Source organism: Actinomadura rayongensis (assembly GCF_009831215.1).
In the GTDB taxonomy this organism is placed as follows: Bacteria; Actinomycetota; Actinomycetes; order Streptosporangiales; family Streptosporangiaceae; genus Spirillospora; species Spirillospora rayongensis.
The window spans coordinates 648,724-674,440 of sequence record NZ_WUTW01000002.1 but is presented as its reverse complement, the minus strand read 5'-3'; the positions used below and the strand labels follow the sequence as shown (position 1 = coordinate 674,440).

The window sequence follows — 25,717 nt, the reverse complement described above, 5'->3', positions numbered from 1 at the left end:
CTCCCCCCGACTTCCAGGAGCCACCATGCGCAAGTACGTCGTCTCTGCCGGTGCGGCCGTCGCCGGCCTCACCACCGGCTGCGATATCGAGCAGGAGGCCACACCCATCCAGCCCGCCACGAGCGCGGGCGGAGGCGGCACGGCCAAGCGCGTCCCGATCAAGCGCGTCCGCGCGCCGCGGAGCGTTTTGGGCGACGGCGGCGCGCTGTCGTGCGCGAAGGTGAGCGTCACTAACCAGACGACCAGGAACCTGCAGGTCAACCCGCTCTACTTCAGCTTGACCGACAGTGGCGGCGCCAAGCACACCGCCGACTCGGCCCTCGGGGAGCGCCAGGACCAAATCGCGACGCCGACCCGCGCGCCGAAGGAGAAGGTGATCGGCTTCGTGCGCGCTAGGGGCCGCTTTCTGTCGGAGATCATCGCGACGACCCACCCGCTGTTCTCCGAGGCCGCTCGGGCCCAGGCCGCGGCCTGACCCGCTGCCCGGATCTCTGGAGCACTCATGTTGAAAACCATCGCCGTTCTGGCCGTCGTCGCGGCCGCCGTCACGGGTTGCGGCGGCTCAACAGCCGAGACGCCGCCTGCCGCCGCGCCGGTGTCCGCCCCCGCACGGGTCGATGCGGGATCGACCGGGGCCACGCCGACGACGGCACCCGAACCGGAGATGCAGAGTTACCGGGGCACCGGAGACAAAATCGTCCGGATCCGGCACGGCGACCCTTCCCAGGATCGCGACCGTCGCCCACTCGGGCGGCTCCAACTTCATCGTCACCTCGCTCGACAGGGACGGGACCGAAGGCGACACGCTCGTCAACGCGATCGGAGCCTACCGGGGCAGCGTTCTATTCAACATCGACGAGGGAACCTTCACCGAAGCCCTGACGGTGAAGGCCGACGGCCCGTGGACGATCCGCTTGAAGCCGATCGGCGCGGCCGAGCGCTGGACCGGAGCGGTCGCTCACGGTCGAGGCGATCAGGTCCTCCGTCTTCTCATGCCCACGACAGGGCTCACCACGGCGACCATCACCCACCAAGGCTCGGACAACTTCATCGTCAACGCCTACTCGGGCACCGAGCAGCAGAATCTCATCAACGAGATCGGCCGTTACGACGGCCAGGCGCTTCTGCCCGACGGAACCGCGCTCATCACCATCTCGGCAGACGGCCGCTGGAACCTGCGTAGGGAATAACCGTCGCCCGACAACTCCGCGAGGAAACACCATGTCCGTCCGCACCGTCTACCGGCTGCTCGGAGTCGATCCCACACCCACGGGCATGCTCGACGTGCTCGACCTCGACAGGTACGACGACCTGACTTACACCATCACCTTCCCCGAAGACCATCTCGGTTGCCCGTCGCTGCTGGTCAGCGGGCAGTTCGACATCCACCGCGCCTCCTGGTGCGATGAGGTCACCGGTCTCACCGGCGTCGACGTCGATCTGCCGCGGCTGGACACCGCCGCCCTGCTGATCGCGGCCGTCGCCGGCGAGGTCTACGCGATCGGGTTCGATCAGGGCTGGCGGCTCGTCCCGGACGCGCACAAGGACCCGTCCTTCGGGCTCCGCGTCGCAGTGCGCGGCATCGACCCGGCCCAGGTGAACGACATCGTCCGGCGCCGGCTGTCAGGGCGGGGGCGCCAGGACGCGACCCGCGCCCCGTCCGGACTCCGCATCGCCGCGATCGGGCTCAGCCAGCACGAAGAACTGGTGCGTGAACTGGGCGGGCGTCTCAGCGCCCGGCTCCTCAACCTGCCGCGTGACGGACAGGTCCGCGTGGTCGGCTCCGCCGGGCTGCACTTGCCCCTGCCGGACGAGCCCGAGGTCCTCCGTGCCACCCTGGCAGCTCTGTCGCAGATCCACGCCGCCGATCCCCATCCCGATCTGGCCTTCGTCGAGGAGATCGTTCCCGTCGGCGACCCGGACACGCTTCGGACGCTCAACGCCGCGCTGGACGACGCGCTCCGCGACCCCGCGACGGAGTGCGTGAGCCTGGCCGTCCCGTCCGCGCTCGCCGACCGGTTCGCGACCGCGAGCGGTTACGTCGTGCGTATCGACGGCACTTCAGCCCGCGGCGACGACCTCGACATCAACGTGATCCGTGCCCGGGCGGTCTCCGGTCCGACGAAGAGCCCGAGCCAAGCCCTTCGTGCAGGGCAGATCGTCCTGACTGGCGAGGACGGACGCCGGGTGGGCAGCGCGGCGGCGATCAAGTGGATCGACGCGTGGCTTACCGAAGAACACCGTCACTACTTCCTGACCGAGAGCAATTGGTACGAGGGCGGGGCCGACTACCTGGCTTCGATCGACCGTGAGGTCACCAAGCTGATCAGCTCCGAACCCAGTGTGGTGCTCCCGCCTTGGCATCCCGGCGAGCACGAACGGGCATACAACGAGCGTGCTCAGAACGAGCGGCTCACCTGCCTCGACCGAAAGTTCATCAAGACGGCCCTGCACCGGCACAACGGCCTTGAGGTCTGCGACCTGTACGGGGCAGACGGAGAGCTGATCTGCGTCAAGCCTGCAGACGGTGCCGGTCCGCTGAGCCATCTCGCTGTCCAGGCACTCGCGGGAGTGCAGACGCTGCTGCACGATGCGGAGGCCCGGAAGATGTTCAACGAGCTCGTTGGCGCGGCTTCAAAGGGAAAGCGGTCTGTGCCGTCCGACACCCGGCCGCACAAGGTCATCTTGGCGATCCACCTCAAGACCGGGAGAACGCTGACAACCGCCACTCTGTTTCCGTTGGCCCGGATCGCGCTCGTCGGAATGGCTCGGGCGCTTCGGCAGGACGTGGCAGTCGAAGTGATCGGCATTCCGGGCGAGCCGTGCTGACCGTCCGGCCTCGCTGAAGCTTGACTCGTTCTCGGGCGTGAGTGGACGGCAGGGATGCAGTCGATGGGGACCTAGTGGGCCTGGACGCCCCTCATTGGTCTTTGACCTGCTGTGGTGGGTCGCGTGGGACTCGAACCCACAACCTACGGATTAAAAGTCCGGAGCTCTGCCAATTGAGCTAGCGACCCCTGCCCGCCGGCCTGCGGGGACCTGGTGTCCGGGCGGCCCGGTCCCGGACGGTCCGGGGCGGGGAGCGACGGATTTCGGTCTCCGGCAGACACTCCGAGTGTAGAGGGCGGGCGTCGGCGCGCGCACCTCAGTAAGGCGCGGGGAGCCAGGAGGGCAGGGGCTCGGTGGACGCGGCCCAGTCCGGCGGCGGCGTCCCGAGGATGCCGCCGACGATCGCGCAGGTCGTGTCCACGTCGCCGCCCGCCCCGGCGGCGGCCCAGAACGCCGTCCGGTAGTCGGCGCCGTGCCGGGCCGCGACCCACAGCGTGAACGGGACGGTGTCGTGCGCGGCGACGAGGCGTCCGTTCCCGAGCACCTCGGCGACCGCGGACGCGTCGGACAGCGGCAGCAGCCGCCGCGCCGCGACGATTCCGGTCCGGACGCGGCCGGGCGGGACGTGCCGCAGGATCTCGTCCAGGAACGGCCCCGGCGCGGACGGCCCGCGGGCCCGCAGCGCGGCGGCGACGGCGACGGCCACCGCGCCCGCGACCGCCTCGGGATGCGGGTGCGTGACCTCCGCCGAGAGCGCGGCGTCGCGGGCCGCCGCGTCCGGGTCGCCCGCGTGCCGGGCCCCGAGCGGCGCGACCCGCATCGCCGCGCCGTTCCCCCACGAGCCCTGCCCGCCGAACGCCTCCCGCGCGAGGACGCGCCAGTCGCCGCCCGCGCGGACGAGCCGCAGCAGCCGCCCGGTGCCGGGCCCGTAGCCCCGGTCGAAGTCGTGGTGCGCGGCGAAGCTCGCGGCCAGCGCGTCCTGGTCGATGTGTCCGTGCAGGTCGAGGACGTGCGCGACGGACGCGGCCATCTCGGTGTCGTCCGTCCACTGCCAGGGAGCGGGCGGAAGCGTGCGGGAGACGAAGAAGGAACGGTTGGACGGAACGAAGAACTGGGATCCCAGCGCGTCCCCGACCGCCAGGCCGAGCAGGGACGCGCGCATCAGGTCGGACGTCATCGCACCCTTGGACGCCGCGATCAGGGCACGAGTTCGAGCCCCGCCAGCTCGCGCCGCGACGACACCCCGAGCTTGGGATACGCCTTGTAGAGGTGGTACTCGACCGTCCGGGGGCTGAGAAAGAGCTGCGCGGCGATCTCCCGGCTGCTCGTCCCCGCCGCCGCGAGCCGCACGACCTGCCGTTCCTGCGGCGTGAGCCGGTCGAGGGCGTCGGCGTCCGGCGCGGACGTGACGGCCTCGCCGGTCGCGCGCAGCTCGCCGCGCGCCCGCTCGGCCCACGGCGCGGCGCGCAGCCGCTCGAACGTCTCCAGCGCGGAGCGCAGCGGACGGCGGGCGTCCGCGCGGCGCCGGTGCCGCCGCAACCACTCGCCGTACAGCAGTTCGGTGCGGGCCGTATCGAACGGACGGTCCGCGCGGGCGTGCTCGTCCAAGGCGCGGAGGTAGGGGTCCTCGGCGTCGTCCAGCAGGGCCGCGCAGCGCAGCGCGAGCGCGAGCGCCCACGGCTGCCCGGTCGCGTCGGCCCAGGCGCGGAGCCGGACGGCGGCGGGACGCGCCTCGTCCGGCCGCCCGAGCCGCACCGCCGCCTCGGCCAGGTCGGCGATCGGCGGCATCATCCCGGCGGAGTGCCGGCGCGGCCCGGCGACCAGCGGCGCGAGCCGCCGCACGGTCTCGTCCGGCCGGCCGGACCCGAGGTCGAGCAGCGCCAGCGCCGCCTGCGCGAACACTCCGCCGGGCACCGCGTCCCCGGCCGCGCGGACGCGCGTCTCGTCGCCCTCGATCGCCGCGAGCCGGGCGTGCGCCGTCGCGAGCCGTCCGGCGCGGCGCGTCAGGCCCGTGTCGCGGGCGAGCGCGGCGGCCTCCTCGACCGACGCGGCGGCGTCGCCGTGCAGGCCGCGTTCGAGCTGGACGCGGGCCTGCGCGTGCAGCAGCGCGGGCAGCGCGCCGAGGAGCCCGCGCCGCCGGTGGTGGGCGATCTCCTCGGCGGTGAGGACGGCCACCGCGTCGTCCGCGCCGATCGCGAGGGCCGCCTGGACGGCGTCGGCCCGGTCCGGTGCGGCGGGCGGCGCGGCGAGGGCGTCCGCGACGTGGGCGGCGAGCGGCGGGACGCCGTCGGCGTACGCGCCCTCGATCATCCGCGCGAGCCCGCGCACGAAGCGGTCGTCGAGCCCGGCGGCGCGCAGCCGGGCGTCGGCTGCGCGCACGGCGGACGTCTCGCCGGACGTCCAGCCGTACAGCGCGGCGGTCCGCAGCAGCGGGACGATCTCGCCGGACGGCGTGTGCGCGGCCCGGTCGACGAGCATCCGCGCCGCCGTCCGGGTGTCGCCGCGCTCGAACTCCACGGCCGCGCGGACCCGGACGAGCCGGGTGACCTCCACCGGGTCGTCGGTGAGGCCCTCGGCGCCGAGCGCGAGTTCCTCGGCCTCCCCGGGATGCCCGGACAGCAGTTGCAGTTCGGCGGCCGTCGCGGTCCGGCGGACGCGGTCCGTCGCGTCCGGGCTCAGCTCGGCCGCCCGGCGGTACAGCGCGGCGGCGGTTCCGTGCCCGCCGCGCGACCGCGCCCGCTCGGCTCCGGCGGACAGCTCGGCGGCCACCTCCTCGTCGGGCGCGATCGCGGCCGACGCGCGGTGCCGCACGCGGCAGTCGGGGTTCTCGGCGGTCGCGGCGAGGACGCGGTGGGCGGCGACGCGCTGGTCGGCGGGCGCGCTCTGGTAGGCGGCGGCGCGGATCAGCGGGTGCCGGAAGATCAGCGTCGTGCCCGTGACGGAGACGAGCCAGTCGCGTTCGGCGGGCGCCAGGTCGGCGAGGGACGCGCCGGACTCGGCCGCGGCGGTGAGCAGGGACGACAGATGCCCGCGCCCCTCGGCCGCCGCGAGCAGCAGCATCCAGCGGGTCTGTTCGGGCAGGTGCGCGATCCGCTCCTGGTACCCGGCGAGCACCCGGTCGGCGACGGGCAGCGGCGCGGGACCGCTGGGGAACGCCGAGCCCGGGGCGCCGAACTCGACCAGGGCGAGCGGGTTGCCCGCCGACTGCCGGATGACGTCCGTGCGGCGCGCGGCGGGCAGCCCGCGCGCGGCGAGCAGCCGGTCGGCGTCCGCGGGCGCCAGCCGGTCGACGACCAGCTCCGGCAGCCCGGTGAAGGGGTAGCAGGGCACGCGGCACGCGCCGGGGGCGCGGTCGTCCCGGACGGCGAGCAGCAGCGCGACCCGTTCGGCCGTGAGGCGCCGCGCCGCGAACTGGAGGGATTCGGCCGTCGCGGCGTCCAGCCAGTGCGCGTCGTCCACGAGGCACAGGACGGGCTCGGTCTCGGCGAGGTCGGCGAGCAGCGTCAGCAGCGCGAGCCCGGTGGCGAACCGGTCGGGCCGCTCGGCCGGGACGCTGCCGAGCGCGCCGTGCAGCGCGGCGGCGTGCGGCTCCGGCAGCGCGTCCAGCCGGTCCCGGACGGGCCACAGGAACTGGCTCAGTCCGGCGAACGCGAGTTCGGCCTCGGCCTCGACGCCCGTCGCGCGCAAAACCCGCAGTCCCGGCTCGACGGCGGCGTTCAGCAGCGCCGTCTTCCCGATGCCCGCCTCGCCGCGCAGCGCGAGCACGCCGCTGCGGCCGTCGCGGGCCGCGGCGACCAGCGAGGCGATCTCCTGTAGTTCTTCGTCCCGCCCATAGAGCACACCACCAAACTACGGGCTCGAATCCAGAAACCTTACTGATTCGCCCCGTAGGTCCGGCTTCCTAGCGTGGTGTGCATGACGGACACACTTTTCTCCCCTGTGACGGTTGGCAAGCTCACCCTCCCGAACCGCATCGTGATGGCCCCGATGACGCGCGCCCGCGCCGACGACGAAGGCCGCGTCCAGCCGCTGACGGCCGAGTACTACGTGCAGCGGGCGAGCGCCGGGCTGATCATCAGTGAGGCCGTCCAGCCGAGCCGCCGGGGCCAGGGCTACGTCTGGACGCCCGGCCTGCACGAGGGCGCGCACGTGACGGCCTGGCGCACGGTGACCGACGCCGTCCACGCGGCGGGCGGACGGATTTTCGCGCAGCTCATGCATGCGGGCCGCGTGGGGCACCCGGTGCTGCAGCCGGACGGTGCGCTGCCGCTCGGCCCGTCGCCGCTGGCGTCCGGCGAGCAGCTGTTCACCCCGGACGGGCCGCTGGACCACCCCGTGCCGGCGGAGATGACGACGGAGGACATCGCGCGGGCCGTCCGGGAGTTCGCGGACGCGGCGCGCAACGCGATCGCGGCCGGTTTCGACGGCGTCGAGCTGCACGGCGCGAACGGCTACCTGATCCAGCAGTTCCTGGCGGACGGCAGCAACACCCGCGCCGACGCCTACGGCGGCTCGATCCCGAACCGCGTCCGGTTCGCGGTGGAGGTCGTGGCGGCGACGGTGGAGGCGATCGGCGCCGAGCGCGTCGGCCTGCGCGTCTCGCCGGGCGGACGGGCCAACGGCGTCTCCGAGAGCGACACCGACGAGCTGTACGCCGAACTCGTCGCGGCCGTGGCGCCGTACGGGCTGGCGTACCTGCACATCATGGAGACCGGGGACCGGGCGACGACGCGGCGCATCCGCGCGGCGTGGCCCGGGACGCTGCTGCTGAACCCGCACCCGACGCCGGAGTCGTTCCCGTCCAAGCCGGAGTACGGCGTGGACGCGCTGGCGGACGGCGACGCCGACGCGGTCGTGTTCGGCGAGTTGTGGATCGGCAACCCCGACCTGCCCGCGCGGATCAAGGCGGGCGGCCCGTACAACGCGGTGGACCCGTCCCAGTTCTATGGCGGCGACCACCGCGGCTACACCGACTACCCGGCGCTGGACGCGTGAGCGCGAACGGCCCCGGACCCGTCCGACGGGTCCCGGGGCCGTTCGGCGCGCCGCGTCAGTAGCCGGGCCGGACCCCGCCGTTGAAGTTGCGCTTGTAGTAGCTGTTCAGCTTGATCCGCTTGACGCGCTGGCCGGAGCTGGGCGCGTGGATCATGTAGCCGTGGCCGACGTAGATGCCGACGTGGGTGCGACCGCCGTAGAAGAACAGCAGGTCGCCCTTGACGGCTCCCTTCCAGGACACCTTGAACTTGACCGCGCGGTAGAGCTGCTGTGACGTGCGGGGCAGCTTGACGCCGGCCTTGCGCCAGGAGCCGCCCGCGAGACCCGAGCAGTCCCACGAGCCGGGACCGGCCGCGCCGTAGCGGTACGGGTCGCCGATCTGCTTGTACGCGTAGCGGACGGCGTAGTCGGCGCGCTGGCGCTGCTTGGCCCGCCGCGCGGACGTGATCGTGCTGGTGGCGGCCACCGTCCTGATCTGCGGGGAGGTGGCGGCCGGTGCCGCGTCCACCGCCTGCGGTGCGATGAGGACGCCGGCGCCGACCGCGGCGGCGGAGGCCACCGTCGCGAAGCGGACGAAACGCATGCGGGCAGGGGTGTTCCGGGTGGTTCGGGGGGTATGCAGGACGACTCCAGACCTCGCGGGCGGTGCCTACCGGCGCAGCCGTCACCCCCGGGCAGGGCTGTGCCCGGCGTGGGTTCGGTTCTGCGACGCGGCCTCGGGTGCGCGCACCGTCCAAAGAAGGGATCGGCGGGACCCGGCCGCGGTTCCGGCTCCGTGCTCCTGACCGCACGGACACGGCGTCCGACGCGGCGGCGATGGGTTGGGGGCGCCGTTTCTCGCGCGTCGGTGGTGCTGTTCTGTTGTGATCCGGCTGCGGGCCGGGGTTCCGCTGGACGTCTCGCTTCCGAGCGTCCGGCCGACGGCGTTGTCGGGCGGTCCAGCCGCAGGGATCGCCAGGAACGTAGCCATAGCCCGGGATATCTGGCAAATCACGGGGCCGGATTCCCGGGTCTGCGAGGGGTCGGAAGGCTGCGCTGCCTGCGTCGATCCCCGACCCGTGATCTGGGTCACAGATAGGCGTAATTGACCCTCGGGTGCGCTTCAGGTGGCCGTGAGGGCAGCTCTAAAGCCGCCGTTGTTGATCACCTTAAGTAGCGGCCGGGCGGGTGCTCGCGGCGCCGGTCTCACCTGGTCGCCAGAGGAGCATGGCCACGACGTGGTGCATGTCTCATCCAGGCGCGTGGTCGTTCCGTGATCTGCGGGCGACTGATTACGCAACGTTACAAGATTTCGGACAGAAAGAACGTCGGTTTACCGGGTCGTGATCTCCCTCGTCCGCCGCCCCCCGGCGCCGGGTGCGCTCGACCGGACGTGGCCACGAGCCTGAAGAATTTCGGGAATGCTCATGGATGATCAAAGATGGCGCGGCCCTTCCTCGTCCGGACGCAGGATCGCGCGCCGGTCATTTCCGCCATTCCCAACCCGACGTCCCCATGTGAGCGCGGATCGTCCGAGATGTCCGGTGCACCGCCACGCCCCCGGTCAGGTCACCTGTCAAAGCTCGACGTCCACACCCGGCCACCCGCACAACCACCCCGCACAACCACCCCGCACAGGATTCTTGGCACGGCTTGGCGGGGGTGGGCGTTGTGTCGGGTATGGCGGCGGTGCTCATCTTCCTGACGATCCCCGGGCTCGCGATCGGGCTGATCGTCCTGGCCGTGTTCGATCGTGTCGGCTTCTCGCTGCACCGGCGCGGGCGGGCGCGGTGGCGGCACGACGGCTCCGGGCGGCCGGTGTCGGCCGTCGGGCTGGAGGGGCTGGAGGTCTTCTACACCTCGGCTAAGCGCCATGAACTGGACGAACGTCGCACCGCGCTCGTCCTGCGCGACGAGGAGGGGGTGGGGGACGAGGCGCGTCGCGTCGATCTGGACGCGGGCCGCGTGACGATTCGTCGGCCCTGAGGCTTACGTCCGAGCGAGGTCTTCGTCACTGTCCGGCGACGCCGCGCGCTCGTTTCTTGCTAGGGATCCGCGACGCCCCGGACTGGTATTACTCAGCCCGCGTCGGGTCGGCGCGTCCGGACGGCTCCGGACGGGCTCCGCGCACGGCCGGGACGGTCCGCAACCAGCGGCCCGGGGGTGAAGCGGCCGGAACATTCCCCGTATTGTGACTTGTGGGTAACATCACCCGAACCACATTCGGTCCCTGACGTAAGGTGCTGCTTATGGACCTGAACGGAGTTTCCGCCGTCGTCTCCGGTGGTGCGAGCGGTCTCGGTGAGGCCACCGTCCGCGCCCTCGCCGCCGCCGGCGCCAAGGTAGTCGTCGCCGACCTGAACGAGGACAAGGGCAAGGCCCTCGCGGACGAGATCGGCGGCGTGTTCGTCAAGACCGACGTCACCGACGAGACGCAGGTGCAGGCCGCCGTCCAGGCCGCCGTCGACAGCGGCGCGCCGCTGCGCGTCCTCGTCAGCAGCGCCGGCATCGGCTGGGCGACCCGCACCGTCGACCGCAACGGCACCCCGCACGACCTCGCGACGTTCGAGAAGGTCGTCCAGATCAACCTGATCGGCACCTTCAACCTCCTGCGCCTCGGCGCGGCGGCCATCGCGAAGACCGAGCCCGCCGACGCCGACGGCCTGCGCGGCGTCGTCATCAACACCGCGTCCGTCGCCGCCCTGGAGGGCCAGACCGGGCAGATCGCCTACTCCGCGTCCAAGGGCGGCATCGTCGGCATGACGCTGCCCGCCGCCCGCGACCTCGCCGCGATCGGCGTCCGCGTCAACACGATCTGCCCCGGCATCATCGACACGCCGATCTACGGCGAGGGCGAGGCCGCCGAGGAGTTCAAGGCCAAGCTGGCCGCGCCGGTGCCGTTCCCCAAGCGGATGGGCAAGGCGTCGGAGTTCGCGCACCTCGTCGTCTCCCTCATCCAGAACGACTACATGAACGGCGAGACCGTCCGGTTCGACGGCGGCATCCGCTTCCAGCCGAAGTGAGGCACTGAATGTCCGAAGCTGTTCTCACCGAGGAGGACGGCGCCGTCCTCGTCATCACGATCAACCGTCCCGAGGCGCGCAACGCGGTCAACAGCGCGGTCGCGCAGGGGATCGCCAAGGCGCTGGACGAGCTGGACTCGCGCAAGGACCTGTCGATCGGGATCCTCACCGGCGCGGGCGGCACGTTCTGCGCCGGCATGGACCTCAAGGGCTTCCTGACGGGCGACAACCCGACCGTCGAGGGCCGCGGGTTCGCGGGGATCGTGGAGCGTCCGGCCGCCAAGCCGCTGATCGCGGCCGTCGAGGGCTTCGCGCTCGCGGGCGGCTGCGAGGTCGCGCTGTCCTGCGACATGGTCGTGGCGGCGCGGGACGCGCAGTTCGGGCTGCCCGAGCCCAAGCGCGGGCTGGTCGCCGCGGGCGGCGGTCTGCTGCGGCTGCCGCAGCGGATCCCGTTCCACATCGCGATGGAGATCGCGCTGACCGGGGACAAGTACCCGGCGGACCGCATGGCGGAGCTGGGCTTCGTCAACCGGCTCACCGAGACCGGCGGCGCGCTCGCCGCGGCCAAGGAGCTGGCGCTCAAGGTCGCCGAGAACGCCCCGCTGGCGCTCGCGGCCACCAAGAAGGTCATCGTGGAGTCGGCCGACTGGACCGCCGACGAGGCGTTCGCCAAGCAGAACGACATCGTCATCCCGGTCTTCGGCTCGCAGGACGCGATGGAAGGCCCGGCGGCCTTCGCGGAGAAGCGCAAGCCCGTCTGGAAGGGCGAGTAGTCCCACCCGTCAGGGTCGTGCAGGGCCGTGCGCCGGGAAGGTCCCCGGACGCACGGCCTTTCCGTTGCATGCCCCTTACCCGCCGGTAAGTCTTCCCGTACCCTGTGGGGCGGTCGGACGCCGGAGCGAGGGGACAGGTCATGCGACGGAACGCGGTGCTCGCCGGGGCCACGGTGCTCGCCCTCGGGTCGGGGACGGTGTTCGCGCCGTCCGCGCTCGCGGCCGGCTGGCGGAACATCTCCAGCTCCGCGCTGAAGTACGACGGCAGCCTGGATCGCGTCGACTTCGCGAGCAAGAGCGTCGGCTGGGCCGTCGGCGCGAGCGGCTCCCTCTTCTCCCCGACCGCGCGGATCGTCCGCTGGACCGGCACGTCCTGGACGGGCCAGACGAGCCCGGTCGGTTTCGCGCCCACTGACGTCGCCGCCGCGAGCGCGAGCCGGGCGTGGATCGTCGGTTACAACCTGACCGGTCCCGTCAGCGTGTACTGGAACGGCACGAAGTGGACGCAGGTGAGCTTCCCGCTGGTCGGGCTGCCCACCCAGGTCTCCGCCGGGACGGACGGCGCCGCCTACGCGATCACCGGCGTGGACGTCAGCTCGGGCGGCCCCGCCGCGATCCTGCGCTGGACGGGCTCGGGCTGGCTCGACCCGCAGGTCCCGCTGCCCGCGTCGACGTCGATCGTCGGGGTGGACGTCCGGTCCAGGTCGGACGTGTGGCTGGCGGGCACGACCAGCAACGGCACGACCGTGACCGGGCTCGTCGTCCACTACGACGGCAAGACCTGGAAGCAGATCAAGGTCCCCGGCTCGCTCGGCACGCCCACCAACCGCGCGGTGCTGACGCGGATCGTCGCGAACTCGTCCACCAACGTCTACGTGCTGCGCGCGAAGCAGAACGCCCAGTCCACGAACGCGCTGCTCCACTACGACGGCAAGACCTGGAAGACGGCGAACGTGCCCGGCACGCAGACGCCCGTCGGCCTGTCCTCGGACGGCGCGGGCGGCGCGATCGTGATCCCCGCGACGTCCACCGGCAAGACGACCTACTACCGCTACGACGGCACGACCTGGACGACCGCGCACGGCCCGTCCCGCGCCGGAACCCTCACGGTCGGCGACGCCGACGCCCGCCCCGGCACGACGGGCATCGCGAGCGCGGGCACCTCGAACAACGGCTCGTCCCGCGCCCCCTTCATCGAATACCTCGGCTAGTCCCCCGACACCCGGCAAACCGACGACGAAACCCCGGCCCCGCGCCGTGTGGTGGGGTTGAGCTGGGGGGATCGGGTGGCGGTCAGCGTTCTTTCAGGTTCGCGTGGCACCCTTGCCGGGAGGGAGAAGGGGGACGCCGTGGCCGAGACGACCGGGGGCTCGGCGGGGGGCCGGACGCCGGAGGCGCGGCTGCTCGTCGTGGAGGACGAGCCGAACATCCTGGAGCTGCTCGCCGGGAGTCTGCGGTTCACCGGCTTCGAGGTCGTCACGGCCACCAGCGGCGCCGACGCCGTCCAGGCCGCGCGGCGGCACCGGCCGGACCTGATCGTGCTGGACGTCATGCTGCCCGACATCGACGGGTTCGACGTCGCGCGGCGGCTGCGGTCCGGCGGCGACCACACGCCGGTCGTGTTCCTGACCGCGCGCGACACGGTTCAGGACCGGGTGAAGGGGCTCACGATCGGCGGTGACGACTATGTCACCAAGCCGTTCAGCCTGGAGGAGGTCATCGCCCGGATCCGGGCGGTGCTGCGGCGGTTCCGGGGCGGGGCGGGCGAGCCGCCGCCCCGCATGGTGTTCGCCGACATCGAGCTGGACGAGGACTCGCACGAGGTGTGGCGCGGCGGTTCGGTCGTCCAGCTCTCGCCGACGGAGTTCAAGCTGCTGCGCTACTTCATGGCGAACGCCGGGCGCGTCCTGTCCAAGGCGCAGATCCTCGACCACGTCTGGAACTACGACTTCCGGGGCGACGCCGGGATCGTCGAGTCGTACGTGTCGGCGCTGCGGCGCAAGGTCGACAACAGTGAGCCCCGGCTGATCCACACGTTGCGCGGCGTCGGCTACGTCCTGCGGGAACCGCCGGCGCGATGAGCGTGCGCCGGTTCGCCGTCCGGACGTCGCTGCGGACGCGCCTCATCGCGGGCGCGCTGCTGCTGGTCGCGCTCGGGCTGACGGTGATGAGCGCGGCGAGCGTCGGCGTGCTGCGCACCTACCTGGTCGGACGCGCCGACGCGCAGCTCCACGAGAACATCCCGCGCGCCGTCGACCAGGTCGCGCCGCAGCTCGTCACCGACCGGGCGCACATCGTCGTGCGGATGCCGAGCGAGATGTTCATCGAGGTGCGCGACGCGGACGGACGGCTGCGGGAGAGCGACACGCCGCCGTTCGGGACGTCCGGCCGTCCGCGCCTCACCGCCGGCGACTACAAACGCGTCGACGAGCCGTTCACCGCCCACGGCACCGACCGCGCCCGCACGCCGTGGCGGGTGATCACCGAGCCGCTGCCGGGCGGGGACGTCGTCGTGCTCGCGCTCAGCCTGGAGGAGGTCGAGCGGACGGTCGGCCGGCTCGTCGCCATCGACATGATCGTCGGGGGGCTCGTCGTCGCGGGGATCACCGTGCTCGGCGTGTGGGCGGTCGGCGCGAGCCTGCGTCCGCTGCGCGAGATCGAGCGGACCGCCGGGGCGATCGCGGCCGGGGACCTGTCGCGGCGCGTCCCGGCCGCCGATCGGCGCACCGAGGTCGGACGGCTCGGCCTCGCGCTGAACGGGATGCTCAGCCAGATCGAGGCGGCGTTCGGGGCGCGCGCGGTGTCGGAGGCGTCGGCGCGCCGGTCGGAGGAGCGGATGCGCCGCTTCGTCGCGGACGCCAGCCACGAGCTGCGCACGCCGCTCACCGCCATCCGCGGGTTCGCCGAGCTGTACCGGCAGGGCGCGGCCCGGTCGCCGGACGAGTTGGACCGGCTCATCGGCCGGATCGAGGACGCCGCGTCCCGGATGGGCCTGCTGGTCGAGGACCTGCTGCTGCTCGCCCGGCTGGACCGGCAGCGTCCCATCGAGCGCACGCCGGTGGACCTGCTCGCGGTCGCCGCCGACTCCGTCCGGGAGGCCAGAGTCGTGGCGCCCGAGCGCGACATCGAACTCACTGTGGACGGGACGGTCGCCTACCAGGTGCTCGGCGACGAACCGCGCCTGCGGCAGGTGTTCGGGAACCTGCTCGCCAACGCCGTCGCGCACACGCCGCCGGACACGCCGATCGAGGTCCGGCTCCGTCCGGGGACGCTCGGCGGGGCGCCCGCCGCCGTCTGCGAGGTCGCCGACCAGGGCCCGGGGTTGAGCGGCGAGCAGCGCGAACGCGTCTTCGAGCGGTTCTACCGCGTCGACGAGGCGCGCAGCCGGGGCGGGACGGGGCTCGGCCTCGCGATCGTCGCGGCGCTGGTCGCGGCGCACGACGGACGCGTCGAGGTGGAGTCCGAGCCGGGTCGGGGCGCGACGTTCCGGGTCCTTCTGCCCCTCGACTGAGAATTTCCAGCTCGCTCTCAGGTTCGTGCGGTCGGATGACGTCCGCAGGGCGCGCTTCCGCTCCGGAGGACCGGAAGACCGCGCCCCGCCCAGACTTTCAGCGGACGTTCAGGAACCGCTCAGGGGCGTCTCAGGCCCGGCGCCGATAGTCGGGATGAGGCAACCGACAGGGGGACCGACATGACCGAGTCGAACGAACCGTGGCGGCAGTGGACGCCGCCGAACCCGAACGCGCCGCACCTCCAGCCCCCGGCACCGCCCGCGCCGCCCGCGGCGCGGCGGGGACGCTGGACGCTCGGCCGCCGGATCGCCGCCGTGGGGGCGGCGGCGCTCGTGGCCGTCGGGTCGGGCGCGGCCGGCGCCGCCGTCGCGCTGTCGGCCACCGGAGACGGGACGGTCTACTCCAGCCCGACGGCGGTCTCCGGCGCGTCCACCACCGGCGGTTCGACGGCGCAGGTCGCGGCGGCGGTGTCGCCGAGCGTCGTGTCGGTGGCGACGCAGAGCGGCTCGGGCTCCGGCGTGATCATCCGCTCGGACGGCGTGATCATGACGAACGCGCACGTCGTCGCGGGGGCGAGCGCCGTGACCGTCAAGTTCAGCAACGGGAAGACGGCGCGGGCGACGGTGGTCGGGTCCGACGCGTCCAACGACATCGCGGTGCTGAAGGCGGCGGGCGTGTCCGGGCTGAAGCCGGTGACGTTCGGGAACAGCGACGGCCTCGCGGTCGGCGACGCGGTACTGGCGATCGGCAGCCCGCTCGGCCTGGACGGGTCGGTGACGTCCGGGATCGTCAGCGCGCTCGGCCGCGAGATCAAGGAGAGCGACGAACAGGACCAGCAGCTCCCGTCCTTCCTGCGCGGCCAGACGCCGCAGGAGCAGACGGTGATCCGCAACGCGATCCAGACCGACGCGGCGATCAACCCGGGCAACTCGGGCGGCGCGCTGGTGAACGCGGCCGGGCAGCTCGTCGGGATCAACACGGCGATCGCCACCTCGGGCGGCTCGTCGTCGGGGAACATCGGCGTCGGCTTCGCGATCCCGTCCAACACGGCCCGGTCGGCCGCCGCCGAGATCATCGCCGCGGGCTCCGTCTGAGGCGCCACGAACTCACCGGTGACACCGCGTGGTCACGGCTCCGGGGGGAGCGGGCGGACGACCGGTCACCGGTGACGAAGGCCGTACGGAGCCGGGCTCCGTACGGCCGACATGGGAGGGCACGGCCGCGCGATCACCATCCAGATCACGCGGCCGTGTCGCCGTCGAGCACGAATTCCCCGGGGATCTGAGTATCGGGACGGTGTCCAGACCGTCCGTCGGCGACCGACGATCGGAACCCCGACCGAGAACAGCCGGTCCCGTGTCCCCCGCTTTTTCGCCTCTCCCTTGACGAGCGCCGTCGCCCCTTCGGTGTCCGATGCCGAGGCCGTCCCGTCCGACCGTCCGCCGTCCCGGGCCGCGATGATCGCCGCGTCGGTCGGAGCACTGGTCTTCGCTCTGCGCGGGGTTCGCCCTGCTGTGCGCGGCGCTGGCGGCGAGCGAACTCGACGGCGCCCCCGACGCGCACGGCTACGCGGTGGCCCTCCGGTTCGTCGCGGCAATCAGCGCGTTCGCGCTCATCATGGCCGTCGGCTCCCTCCGACCGCCGCCGCGTCCTTGAGGTGACGCGATTGTTACTTACCGAAATGCCCGGGTTGCACGCCCGGCCCTCAGCGCCTTTCGCCGAGCAGCCTGGCCCAACGCGCTGAAACTGGGCCGTACGGGACTCTGACGGTCGACTTGACCACTGTCATGATCATGCTTGATCATGCAATGACCCCGCGCACCTCTCCGCATCCGCATGCCCGAAAGGTGGACCGGTGGCAGGACCGGGCAAATCCAGGTACGACCACGCCAAGATCAAGGACGTCGCCAGGACGATGCACGCGGAACTCCAGCGCGTCGCGGGCCCCGGCACGCTCTCCGACGTCTCCTCCCGCGGCAACGTCCCCGCCGCGGCCTTCGGCTCCTGGGACGCGGCCAGATCCCTCGCCGCGACCGTCACGGCCGGAAACCAGCAGATCACCTGCCTTTACCAGACTTTCCTGGACGACTTCGCGCAGGTCGCCGAAGCGATCTCGAAGATCGCCGACAACTACCGCGAGTCCGACGAGAAGATGCTCGCGGACATTCGCTCGATCAACCCGTCCGGCGATGTCCCCCCGACCACGTCGACCGTGAAGCCCGTGGAGTGACGATGACCCGCTACACCCTCCGGACGGGTGGCGCACCAACGGGAGACCCGTCCTCTTACGGCGACATCGGCAAGATACGCGCTCTCCTCGATGCGACCGATCACAATGCGATCAGCAACGCGGGCGCCGCGTATGTGGGCGCGTCACAGCATCTGATCGCGCTGCGCGAGGTGATCAACCGGGCTTCGAAGGCTCTCGCCGACGACTGGGAGGACGAGGCCGCCACCGCGACTCAGAAGGCGCTCCGCAAGCTGCACACGACAGCCGATCAGCTCGCCGCCGCAACGGAGCAGATGGGCAAGACCCTCGACTGGTACGGCGACGAGATCCTCCGGTGGTACGTCAAGCACAAGCCCGACACCGGCTTGATCAAGGACGGCGGCGACGACAAGTACGCCCGCGAGTACATGCAGCGCCTCAACGCACGTATCGCCCAGGCATGGTCGCGCCTTCCCGAAGCGGTGACCGTCGAGCGCCTGAAGCAGGGAATCGAGCAGATCGACGATCCTTCGACGCGGCCGATGACGAGTGGAGCACCGGCGAGCAGTCCGACCGCCGCGGGCGGCTCACCGGGCGGGAGCCCAGGCGCCGGGCATCACCCGCTCGCCAACGCCACCGGGCTGAGCGGGGCCGATGGACCGTTGAACGGCGGCGCCAACGGTCACCCGGCGACGGGTGTGCGGCCCGGCGCGCTGGACGGTGCGGTGACGGGCACGGATCTCGCCGGCGCGGGAGGCAACGGCATCACGGGCTCGCCGTTCGGCGGGCCGCCGACCGGTCCAGGCGGCGCGCCGAGCCCGTTCGGCGGCGTCGGCCCCGGCGGGCCGCCGGGCGCGCTGCCCGGGGCCGGGGCCGATCCGGGTGGACTCGGCCCGCTGGGCGGACGACCGGGCGGTCTCGGGAACGACGGGTTCGGCCCGAACGGTCGCGGCGGGACGGCCTCGTCGGCGAAGGGCTCCGGGCCGCTCGGCCCCGGCGCTGCCGGAGCCGGTAAGCGCGAGGACCGGCAGGACGAGCGGCGGCGGGAGTTCTGGCTCGCCGAAGAACGTGAGAACTGGAACGCGGATCCCGCCGTATCTCCCGTCATCGGCGGAGCTTCTCCGGCCTCCGTCGAATATGACGACGAAGCGTGGCGCGCCGACTCTTCGACCGCGAACTGGGGTGTGGAACCCGTCCCCGAAGTCGTTCTCGGTTCTCCTGTCCGGCCGGAACCTGCGCAGGCAGAGCCCGCTGACGAGTCCGATGATGCGGGACAGGCGAAGGACGCGCGCCCGGAAAGGCTCGAAGCGCCACCCGAACTCCGAGGAAGCGAATGACCGTGTGGAAGCGGGCCGTGGGCTCGATGGCCGTACTGTGCGCTCTCCTGCCCACGGCCGTCGGTCAGGTCGACGCGTCGGCATCGGCTCCCGCGCCGCGCCCCGAGGAGTGGTGGTTCACAACCTGGAGCCTCCAGTCCCGGGTGTGGCCGGTGTCGAAGGGCATCGGCATCACGGTCGGTGTCGTCGACTCGGGCGCCAACGGACGCCTCACCGAGCTCGCTGGTCGGCTCGTCGGCGGCTGGGATGCCACCGGCGGCGGCACCGACGGACGCACCGATGCCGACATCGAGACGGACGCGCTCGACAAGGGGGGCTTCGGCCACGGCACGGGAATGGCGGCCCTCATCGCCGCCAACGGATCCGGCACCGGCATGCTGGGCCTCGCCCCGGACGCGAGAGTCTTGCCGGTGGTCGCGAGCACGAACGCCGAGTACGCCAAGGGCATCGTATGGGCGGCCGATCACGGGGCGAAGGTCATCAACGTGTCGGCCGCGTGGTACAGCGGCTATGGCGATGGACATTGTTCCCGTGAGGTCCAGAAGGCGATCGACCATGCGCTGGAACGCGACGTCGTTGTCGTGGCGGGTTCGGGAAACCGCCCGACGCGGCATGTTCTGGAGCCTGGTGGCTGTCCGGGCGTCCTGACCGTGGGCGCGGTGGACAGCGACCTGAAACCCTGGGCGGACACCACCCCGCAGCCTTCGGTCGACGTCGCGGCGCCTGGCGTGCACATCGGGACGCTGGATCGACAAGGAAAAATGATCCGGGCCTCCGGTACGAGCGCGTCGACGGCTCTCACCTCGGCGGTCGTGGCGCTGGTACGGGCGAAATACCCGACCATGTCGGCGCGCGAGGTGGTGCAGCGGATCATCGCCACGGCGAAGGACGTCGGCCCGTCCGGAAAGGACGAGCAGACGGGTTACGGACTGGTGATGCCGTACCGCGCGCTGACGGCGAACGTCCCCAAGAACGCGACCAATCCGGTCTATGCCGAATGGGACCGCCACCACGGTCAGGCGCCGCCGGTGAAGCAGGCCGCGAGCCCTGCCGGGGATGAGGGCACGAGCGCGGTGTTGAGCGCGAAAACCCTGGCCCTGGCCGGCCTTGGCGTCGCCGTCGTCCTCGCGATCGCGGGGGCGGCGGTCGTCGTCGCGGCCCGTTCGCGACGTCAAGCCCGCGCCCGATGAAAGGCGAGGCCGATGACTGAGAATCCCCTCAACAAGCTCTTGAACCCCGAGCCCGGCCCGCCGCCACCGACGCCTGATCCGCACTCTCCACTGCCGCCAGCGTTGCAGGTCCCGGGCACGCGCGCCCCGCAACCGGCACCGGCCCAGCGGCCCGCGCAACCGCAGAACCAGCCGACGGGCGCCGGTGGAACATCGGCCATGGATCCGTCCGCGTTGCGCGCGGCGGGCCGGTCGGCGGACGGGGCCGTCGCGCATCTTCGCCAGGGCGGCAAAGCTTTCGTGTCCGAATCCGATCGCGTGGGCGACGCGCTGGGCGCGGGCTGGCAGACGGCCGCGGCGATGAAAGAGGTCTCCGCCGCCTGGTCGCAGGCGCTTCGGCGCATGGCGGACGAAGTCGAGTACCTCGGCGGCGCGGTCGAGAAGTGCGCGACGAACCGGCAGTGGGCGGACGAACAGATCAAGGACCAGATCAGCCGGATTCGGACGGGGAAGTAGACACCGTGGTTGACTTCGCCCAGCTTCGTGACGCGAAGCCCGATGAGCTCGACGGTGCGTGGCGGTCGTGGCGGAAACTGGTCGAGCAGCTCGAACAGGCCGAGGACGTCTACCGCGACAAGTTCCTCCAAGGCGTCCGCAAAGCACGCTGGAATGGCCAGGACGCGGAGGCGGCGCTGCGCACGCTCGTGCCGGAACAGGAACGGATCCGCGTGGCCTCCGGCGACGCGTCATCGGTCGCCAGCGTGCTGAACAGCGCTCAGGCCAAGTTCAAAGCCGCCCAGACCAAGTTGCTCAACTACATCGGCGAAGCCCAGATGCGCTACCTCAAGGTGGGCCACGATGGGTCGATCGACTTCCCGGACGCTCTCCCCTCGGCCTACTCCGACTGGGACCAGCTCAAGAAGATCGCCGCCGGGATCCAGCAGCAGTTCGTCCAAGCGCTGAAGGAGGCCAACGCGGCCGACCAGCAGATCGCCGCCGCGCTTCGCGGCCTCGGCCCCAGCATTCTCGGTGCGAAGAACCCTTTGGCCGAGCTGCGCAACGACGCCAAGACCGCGACACAGTTGGCCGGCTTCGATCCCAACAATCTTCCCCCGAAGGGCACCAAGACTCCCCAGCAGGTCGCGGCCTGGTGGAAGTCCCTCCCGGAGGAGCAGCGCCACCTGCTGATGAACGCCTACCCGGAGAAGATTGGCTGGCTGGACGGCATCCCCTCGGAAGACCGCAACGAGGCCAACCGGACCCGCCTCGCCGCCAGAATCAACCAGCTCGAAGAGAAGGGCAACAACCTCACCCGCTATCAGCATCGCGACCTCGAACGTCTCCTCAAACTGAGAGACGCGATCTCGACTTATGAGAGCAAGGGCCAGGACGTCTACCTGCTCGGCCTCGACTCCACGATCACCACTCAGTCGGAGTACGACAAGGGGGATGGGTCGGACGGTCGCGCGATCGTCGCCTTCGGCAATCCGGACACGGCCAAGCACACGGGCGTGTATGTTCCCGGGACGACGGAAAATCTCGACAAGTTCACGGGAAGCATGAATCGCGCGTTCAACTTGAACCAAGCGACCTCTCAGCTGACCGGCGGCCCGGTGTCGACGATCGCCTGGCTCGGCTACGACGCGCCGAACAACGTGTTCGACCACCTGCTGCCCGGAGACGCCGCAGTCCCCGGCTACGCGATACGCGGCGGAGCGCAACTGAACTCCTTCGTGGACGGCCTACGTGTCGCGCAGAACGACGCCGGCGATGCAGGTTCCCACCTGACATTGGTCGGCCACAGCTATGGATCGACCGTCATCGGTGAGGCCGCGAAGCAGCATGACGGACGGCTTCCGGTCGACGACATCGTCGTGGCGGGCAGTCCCGGAATGCACGTCGCCCACGCCGGCGACCTCGGTATCGGCGCAGGGCACGTTTGGGCGGAGAAAGCGCCGGGCGACCCCGTTCCGCTCGCCGGCAAGGTCTTCCACGGCGGCTGGACGCTCCACGGTCCGCAAGTACCGAGCGACGAAGGGTTCGGCGCGAACCGGTTGGACACGGATGGCCACGGCCACGGCGAGTACTGGCGGGACAACGACATCACCGGACGGGAGGACCGTGATCCGTACACATTCCGCGATCCCGGCCTCAGCCTGCGGCAGCAGGCGAAGGTGATCGCGGGCACGTACGGAGATCAGGACCCCATAAACAACCCGACGCTGGTGAACAATTGACGAATATCGGATTGCGGTGGCGCTCGTTTTGGGCCGCGCGAATCGCGGTTTCGGCGGCGCTGGCCGGTGTGACGGCCGCGCTGGCGGCGTGCGATCCCACCAGCGCCAAAATGCCGGAACGCAACCCCGCCGAAGCGGGACGGACGATGACCGCCGTCATCGATGAGGTCGTCCGCAACCTGCCGCGCAAGCCGAAAGGCCACCCGGAGGTGGGCTTTCAGTTCTGCGACACGGGCCTGAACTCCGAGAAGCAGGTGCGGCCCATGGCGAACGACCCGTGGCACGTTCGCTACAACGTCTACTCTGTCGGATCGGGCCTGGTCTACTCCGTGTCCTCGTATGCGGAATCGGAGCAGGTTTTCCGGACGCTGACCGATCGGCTTCGCTCCGCGGGCGGATGGGAATTGAAGGATGTTCGTCTCACGAGCGGCGCCTACGGCGGATTCCGTGGCAAGAAGAACGGCGTGAGCGTAGTGACGATGACAGGTCCGACAGGTCCCGGCGGAGTGGACGGGCTTGAGGCCACCATCAGGTTCGATGCCGGTTGTTTCAAGCATCCGCATGCGTGACGGGCCGGAGGGGGCAGGATGAGCGGCGACGGTCTCATGCGCACTGAGCATCCCGAGGTCGCGGCGGAGAAGGTGGCCGCGTGCGCGCGGGACATCGCGGACGCGTTGAACGGATACGGCGTGCTGGGAAAGGCGCCGGAGGACGTCAGCCCGCAGCCGTGCGACGAGGTCGAGGTCGCCAATCCGGTCAGCGGTGAGCCCGCCGAAGCGGCGTCCCGTCCGTGGTTCGTGGACTACAGCCCTTACGTGATGATGTACATCGACTACGCCGATCTGAAGACGCCGGACGACGTTCGTCCGGCCTTGGCTCAGGTCGGCGCGCGGCTGGCGGACATGGGCTGGACGCCCCGGACGGCCTCCGTCGACGCGAACGAGCTGGTGATCGAGGCTCCGGGCGGAGGTTATGGAGCGGTGATCGGCGGAATCGTCCTCGGCGATGGACAGCCGAGAGTCACGGTCATCGTCTCGTCGCCGTGTCTGCGGCACCCCGGCGAAACGGCGCAAGAGACCTGACGATCGGCCCGGCGCGCAGCCTCGACCCCCGAGAGGGATATTGGGGAGACATGGGTGGGCTCGGGTGGGGATACTGGGGGGTATGGCGGGTGATGTTCGGGTGCGCGGCTCGGTCTCGATTCCGGAGACCGAGCTGAGCTGGCGTTTCTCGCGGTCGTCGGGGCCGGGCGGGCAGCATGTGAACACCAGTGCCACGGCCGCCGAGTTGTCGTTCGACGTGGCGAACTCGCCGTCGTTGCCCGAGCCGTTGCGGCGGCGGGCGCTGGAACGGCTGGCCGGACGGCTCGTGCGGGGCGTGCTCACCATTCGCGCCGAGGAATACCGGTCGCAGCTCCGCAACCGGGACGCGGCGAAGGCGCGGCTCGCCGCCGTTCTCGGGGACGCCATCGCGCCGCCGCCGAAGAAGCGCATTCCGAAGAAGATCCCGCGCGGCATCAACGAGCGCCGGCTGGAGAACAAGAAGCGCCGGTCCGACGTCAAGAAGCAGCGGTCCGTCCGCTGGAAGTGACGCGTCAGCCGACGCGGCGGGCCTCGCCCGTCAGCGTGTCGATGTAGACCTCGCCCGCCAAGTGGCCGCACTCGTGGTGCAGGCAGCGCGCGCCGCGAACATGTCGTCCACGAGTCGCTGCAACGCGGTGTCGAACGTCCGGACGGGATCGCAGGCGGTGCGCAGCACCTGGTCGCCGAGCGTGCGGATCGGACGCATCGTCCCTCCCCGGGAGGGCGGACGGCCCGGACCGCGAGATCCGGACCGTCCGAACCGGTCAGGCCCCGTCGGCCGGGCGCTGCTGCGGTCCGTCGGCGTCCGCCTCCGGACGGGACGGAGCCGACGGCGGCGTCTTCGCCGCGGCCGGGGACGGCGTGTCGGTCACGGTCGCGTCCGGATCCGGCCGGGACGCGGCGGGCTGCGCCGGGGGCACCGACCCCGCCGGGACGGGCGCGGCGGCCGGACGCGCGGCCGGGACCGCCGCGTGCTTGGGCGCCGGAGCCGGGGCGGGCGCCGGCTTGGCGGCGGCCGGAGCGGCGGCGGCGGGCTGCGCCGGGGCCTTGCGCGGGATCGGCTGCTTGACGGCGTCCTCGACCATCTTCTCCAGCGGCCCCGCCTCGTTCTCGGCCGTCAGCAGCCGGTGCAGCGTCTCGCTGATCTCGGTGAGCCGCTGCAGCGCCTGCGTGTGGTTGCGGGTGAGCTGGGTGAGCCGCTGCGTGGCGCCGTCGTTGATCACGCTGGCGCGCCGTTCGGCGGAGGTCAGCGTGCGCTCGGCCTCCAGCCGCGCCGTGGTGACGGTCTGCTCGGCCTCGGTCTTGGCCGAGGTCAGGACGCTGTCGGCCTCCTTCTTGGCCGCCGCGAGGACCTGCTCGGCCTTCTCCCGGGCCTGGCCGAGGTCGCGCTCGGCGTGCGAGCGGGCGTCGTCGATGATGCGCTGGGACTCGCGCTCGGCGTCGTCGCGGATCTGCTCGCCCTTGGCCTTGGCCTCGGCGACCTTGTCCTTGGCCTCGTCCTCGGCCAGGTTGATGATCTGCTTGAGGCGGTCGCTCAGGTCGTCGCCGGTGGGCTTGCGGGCCTCGCGGACCTCCGCCATCTCGCGGCGGACGTTCTCCACCTCGCTGAGCGCGCGGGCGAGCCGGACCTCCTGCTCGCGGAGCTTGCTCTGGCAACGGGCGATGTACTCGTCGACATGGCGGCGGTTGTAGCCGCGCATGACGATCTCGAAGTTCTCCTCGCGCTGGAGGTTCGGCAGGATTTCCGCTTCGTTGCTCATGATGCCTTGGGGGTCGTCGGCGGGGTGGCCCCGCCGGGGTTCGGTTGCGGTCCTCGCCGCCCCGCCTGCGATCCGGGCCGTCCCGGGCGGGACGGACGCCACGTGAGAGAACGGCACCTTCGACCTTGTCCGGTCCGCCCCTGTTCGCGCAACCGGAACATCCTTCTTGCTGCCGCTTCTTCATCCGGGACGAGCCCACAAACTATCGAATTTCCGTAGATCTCGCCGGGTTCGCCGGACGGGAGGCGCCCTCCGGCGGTATGGGCGCCCTACGATCGCGCCCATGAGCAGCTATGTGGGATCACTGGACGAGCACACGCCCGACATCCATCCGGAGGCGTGGATCGCGCCGGGCGCCGTCGTGGTCGGCCGGGTGCGGCTCGGACGGCGCGCGAACGTCTGGTACGGCTCGGTGCTGCGCGGCGACGACGAGGAGATCGTCGTCGGCGACGAGGTCAACATCCAGGACCTGAGCTGCCTGCACGCCGATCCGGGGATGCCCGCCGTGCTGGAGGACCGCGTCAGCCTCGGCCACAAGGCGATGGTCCACGGCGCGCACGTGGAGACCGGCGCGCTGATCGGCATCGGCGCGATCGTGCTGAACGGCGCGCGGATCGGGGCGCACACGCTGGTCGCGGCGGGCGCGCTGGTGACGCCGGGCAAGCAGATCCCGTCCGGGGTCCTGGTGGCCGGGACGCCGGGGAAGGTCGTCCGCGAACTGACCGACGACGACCGACTCGTCCTCGACTACACCCCGAAGGTCTACATGGAGAAGGCGGAACGGCACGCGCGGGCCGACTGGCGTTGACGTA

At 71.6% G+C, this 25,717-nt stretch carries 25 protein-coding genes and 1 tRNA gene; 20 read left to right on the top strand and 6 right to left on the bottom strand.

The window, feature by feature from the left end:
• Nucleotides 1–25: 25 nt before the first annotated feature.
• The 3 genes from GQ466_RS12415 (at nt 26) to GQ466_RS12405 (ending at nt 2,829) form a co-directional block, all read left to right on the top strand.
• The gene (locus GQ466_RS12415) at nt 26–475 is read left to right on the top strand and encodes a hypothetical protein (protein ID WP_161103011.1); all 450 of its coding nucleotides are present in this window, start codon (nt 26–28) and stop codon (nt 473–475) included.
• A gap of 142 nt (nt 476–617) precedes the next feature.
• The gene (locus GQ466_RS12410; RefSeq protein ID WP_161103010.1) at nt 618–1,190 is read left to right on the top strand and encodes a hypothetical protein; all 573 of its coding nucleotides are present in this window, start codon (nt 618–620) and stop codon (nt 1,188–1,190) included.
• A 31-nt stretch (nt 1,191–1,221) separates the two neighbouring features.
• Nucleotides 1,222–2,829 carry a TIGR04141 family sporadically distributed protein gene (locus tag GQ466_RS12405; RefSeq protein ID WP_161103009.1) on the top strand — a complete coding sequence of 536 codons (1,608 nt, stop codon included), beginning with the start codon at nt 1,222–1,224 and terminating at the stop codon, nt 2,827–2,829.
• Between the two features lie 112 nt (nt 2,830–2,941).
• Here the strand turns inward: GQ466_RS12405 and GQ466_RS12400 are convergent.
• The 3 genes from GQ466_RS12400 to GQ466_RS32745 form a co-directional block, all read right to left on the bottom strand.
• Nucleotides 2,942–3,017, bottom strand: a tRNA-Lys gene (locus tag GQ466_RS12400).
• A 128-nt stretch (nt 3,018–3,145) separates the two neighbouring features.
• Nucleotides 3,146–4,006 (bottom strand): ADP-ribosylglycohydrolase family protein, encoded by an 861-nt coding sequence (locus GQ466_RS12395; RefSeq protein ID WP_161103008.1) that lies wholly within the window; start codon nt 4,004–4,006, stop codon nt 3,146–3,148.
• A gap of 20 nt (nt 4,007–4,026) precedes the next feature.
• Nucleotides 4,027–6,669 (bottom strand): AAA family ATPase, encoded by a 2,643-nt coding sequence (locus GQ466_RS32745; protein ID WP_161103007.1) that lies wholly within the window; start codon nt 6,667–6,669, stop codon nt 4,027–4,029.
• Between the two features lie 75 nt (nt 6,670–6,744).
• On the opposite strand from GQ466_RS32745, the gene GQ466_RS12385 reads away from it, so the two are divergent.
• The gene (locus tag GQ466_RS12385) at nt 6,745–7,824 is read left to right on the top strand and encodes an alkene reductase (RefSeq protein ID WP_161103006.1); all 1,080 of its coding nucleotides are present in this window, start codon (nt 6,745–6,747) and stop codon (nt 7,822–7,824) included.
• A gap of 55 nt (nt 7,825–7,879) precedes the next feature.
• Here GQ466_RS12385 and GQ466_RS12380 read toward each other — a convergent pair whose 3' ends face one another.
• Nucleotides 7,880–8,407, bottom strand: a complete 528-nt coding sequence (locus GQ466_RS12380) for a C40 family peptidase (RefSeq protein WP_161103005.1) — start codon at nt 8,405–8,407, stop codon at nt 7,880–7,882.
• A gap of 1,076 nt (nt 8,408–9,483) precedes the next feature.
• Here GQ466_RS12380 and GQ466_RS12375 point away from each other — a divergent pair.
• The 15 genes from GQ466_RS12375 (at nt 9,484) to arfB (ending at nt 23,653) form a co-directional block, all read left to right on the top strand.
• Nucleotides 9,484–9,789: a DUF6191 domain-containing protein gene (locus GQ466_RS12375; RefSeq protein WP_161103004.1), complete on the top strand. Its 306-nt coding sequence runs from the start codon at nt 9,484–9,486 to the stop codon at nt 9,787–9,789.
• Nucleotides 9,790–10,052: 263 nt separating this feature from the next.
• Complete coding sequence (locus GQ466_RS12370; RefSeq protein WP_161103003.1) at nt 10,053–10,826, top strand: SDR family oxidoreductase; 774 nt, start codon at nt 10,053–10,055, stop codon at nt 10,824–10,826.
• Between the two features lie 8 nt (nt 10,827–10,834).
• Nucleotides 10,835–11,599: a crotonase/enoyl-CoA hydratase family protein gene (locus GQ466_RS12365; protein WP_161103002.1), complete on the top strand. Its 765-nt coding sequence runs from the start codon at nt 10,835–10,837 to the stop codon at nt 11,597–11,599.
• A 140-nt stretch (nt 11,600–11,739) separates the two neighbouring features.
• Nucleotides 11,740–12,810, top strand: coding sequence for a hypothetical protein (locus GQ466_RS12360; protein ID WP_161103001.1), 1,071 nt, complete (start codon nt 11,740–11,742; stop codon nt 12,808–12,810).
• 138 nt (nt 12,811–12,948) lie between these two features.
• The gene (locus GQ466_RS12355; RefSeq protein WP_161103000.1) at nt 12,949–13,680 is read left to right on the top strand and encodes a response regulator; all 732 of its coding nucleotides are present in this window, start codon (nt 12,949–12,951) and stop codon (nt 13,678–13,680) included.
• Entirely contained in the window at nt 13,677–15,110 is a 1,434-nt protein-coding gene (locus tag GQ466_RS12350) for a sensor histidine kinase (protein ID WP_161102999.1), read from the top strand. The genes GQ466_RS12355 and GQ466_RS12350 overlap by 4 nt, the downstream gene beginning before the upstream one ends.
• A gap of 180 nt (nt 15,111–15,290) precedes the next feature.
• Nucleotides 15,291–16,205, top strand: coding sequence for a S1C family serine protease (locus tag GQ466_RS12345; RefSeq protein WP_161102998.1), 915 nt, complete (start codon nt 15,291–15,293; stop codon nt 16,203–16,205).
• 761 nt (nt 16,206–16,966) lie between these two features.
• Nucleotides 16,967–17,341, top strand: coding sequence for a hypothetical protein (locus GQ466_RS12340; RefSeq protein ID WP_161102997.1), 375 nt, complete (start codon nt 16,967–16,969; stop codon nt 17,339–17,341).
• Between the two features lie 2 nt (nt 17,342–17,343).
• Nucleotides 17,344–18,657: a WXG100 family type VII secretion target gene (locus GQ466_RS12335; RefSeq protein ID WP_161102996.1), complete on the top strand. Its 1,314-nt coding sequence runs from the start codon at nt 17,344–17,346 to the stop codon at nt 18,655–18,657.
• Nucleotides 18,654–19,847, top strand: coding sequence for a S8 family peptidase (locus tag GQ466_RS12330; RefSeq protein WP_161102995.1), 1,194 nt, complete (start codon nt 18,654–18,656; stop codon nt 19,845–19,847). Before GQ466_RS12335 ends, GQ466_RS12330 begins: the two co-directional genes overlap by 4 nt.
• A gap of 12 nt (nt 19,848–19,859) precedes the next feature.
• Nucleotides 19,860–20,342, top strand: a complete 483-nt coding sequence (locus GQ466_RS12325) for a WXG100 family type VII secretion target (RefSeq protein WP_161102994.1) — start codon at nt 19,860–19,862, stop codon at nt 20,340–20,342.
• 5 nt (nt 20,343–20,347) lie between these two features.
• The gene (locus GQ466_RS32740; protein WP_161102993.1) at nt 20,348–22,063 is read left to right on the top strand and encodes an alpha/beta hydrolase; all 1,716 of its coding nucleotides are present in this window, start codon (nt 20,348–20,350) and stop codon (nt 22,061–22,063) included.
• Complete coding sequence (locus GQ466_RS12315) at nt 22,060–22,632, top strand: hypothetical protein (RefSeq protein WP_161102992.1); 573 nt, start codon at nt 22,060–22,062, stop codon at nt 22,630–22,632. Before GQ466_RS32740 ends, GQ466_RS12315 begins: the two co-directional genes overlap by 4 nt.
• Nucleotides 22,633–22,650: 18 nt before the next feature.
• Entirely contained in the window at nt 22,651–23,145 is a 495-nt protein-coding gene (locus GQ466_RS12310) for a hypothetical protein (protein WP_161102991.1), read from the top strand.
• Between the two features lie 82 nt (nt 23,146–23,227).
• Nucleotides 23,228–23,653, top strand: coding sequence for an alternative ribosome rescue aminoacyl-tRNA hydrolase ArfB (gene arfB / locus GQ466_RS12305; RefSeq protein WP_202420399.1), 426 nt, complete (start codon nt 23,228–23,230; stop codon nt 23,651–23,653).
• Nucleotides 23,654–23,683: 30 nt separating this feature from the next.
• Here the strand turns inward: arfB and GQ466_RS12300 are convergent, their stop codons facing one another.
• Together GQ466_RS12300 and GQ466_RS12295 are read right to left on the bottom strand one after the other, a co-directional pair.
• Complete coding sequence (locus tag GQ466_RS12300) at nt 23,684–23,851, bottom strand: peptide deformylase (RefSeq protein ID WP_237417862.1); 168 nt, start codon at nt 23,849–23,851, stop codon at nt 23,684–23,686.
• A gap of 58 nt (nt 23,852–23,909) precedes the next feature.
• Nucleotides 23,910–24,905: a DivIVA domain-containing protein gene (locus GQ466_RS12295; protein ID WP_161102990.1), complete on the bottom strand. Its 996-nt coding sequence runs from the start codon at nt 24,903–24,905 to the stop codon at nt 23,910–23,912.
• Between the two features lie 283 nt (nt 24,906–25,188).
• Here GQ466_RS12295 and GQ466_RS12290 point away from each other — a divergent pair, with 283 nt between their 5' ends.
• Nucleotides 25,189–25,713 carry a gamma carbonic anhydrase family protein gene (locus GQ466_RS12290; RefSeq protein ID WP_161102989.1) on the top strand — a complete coding sequence of 175 codons (525 nt, stop codon included), beginning with the start codon at nt 25,189–25,191 and terminating at the stop codon, nt 25,711–25,713.
• The last annotated feature ends 4 nt before the right edge of the window (nt 25,714–25,717 follow it).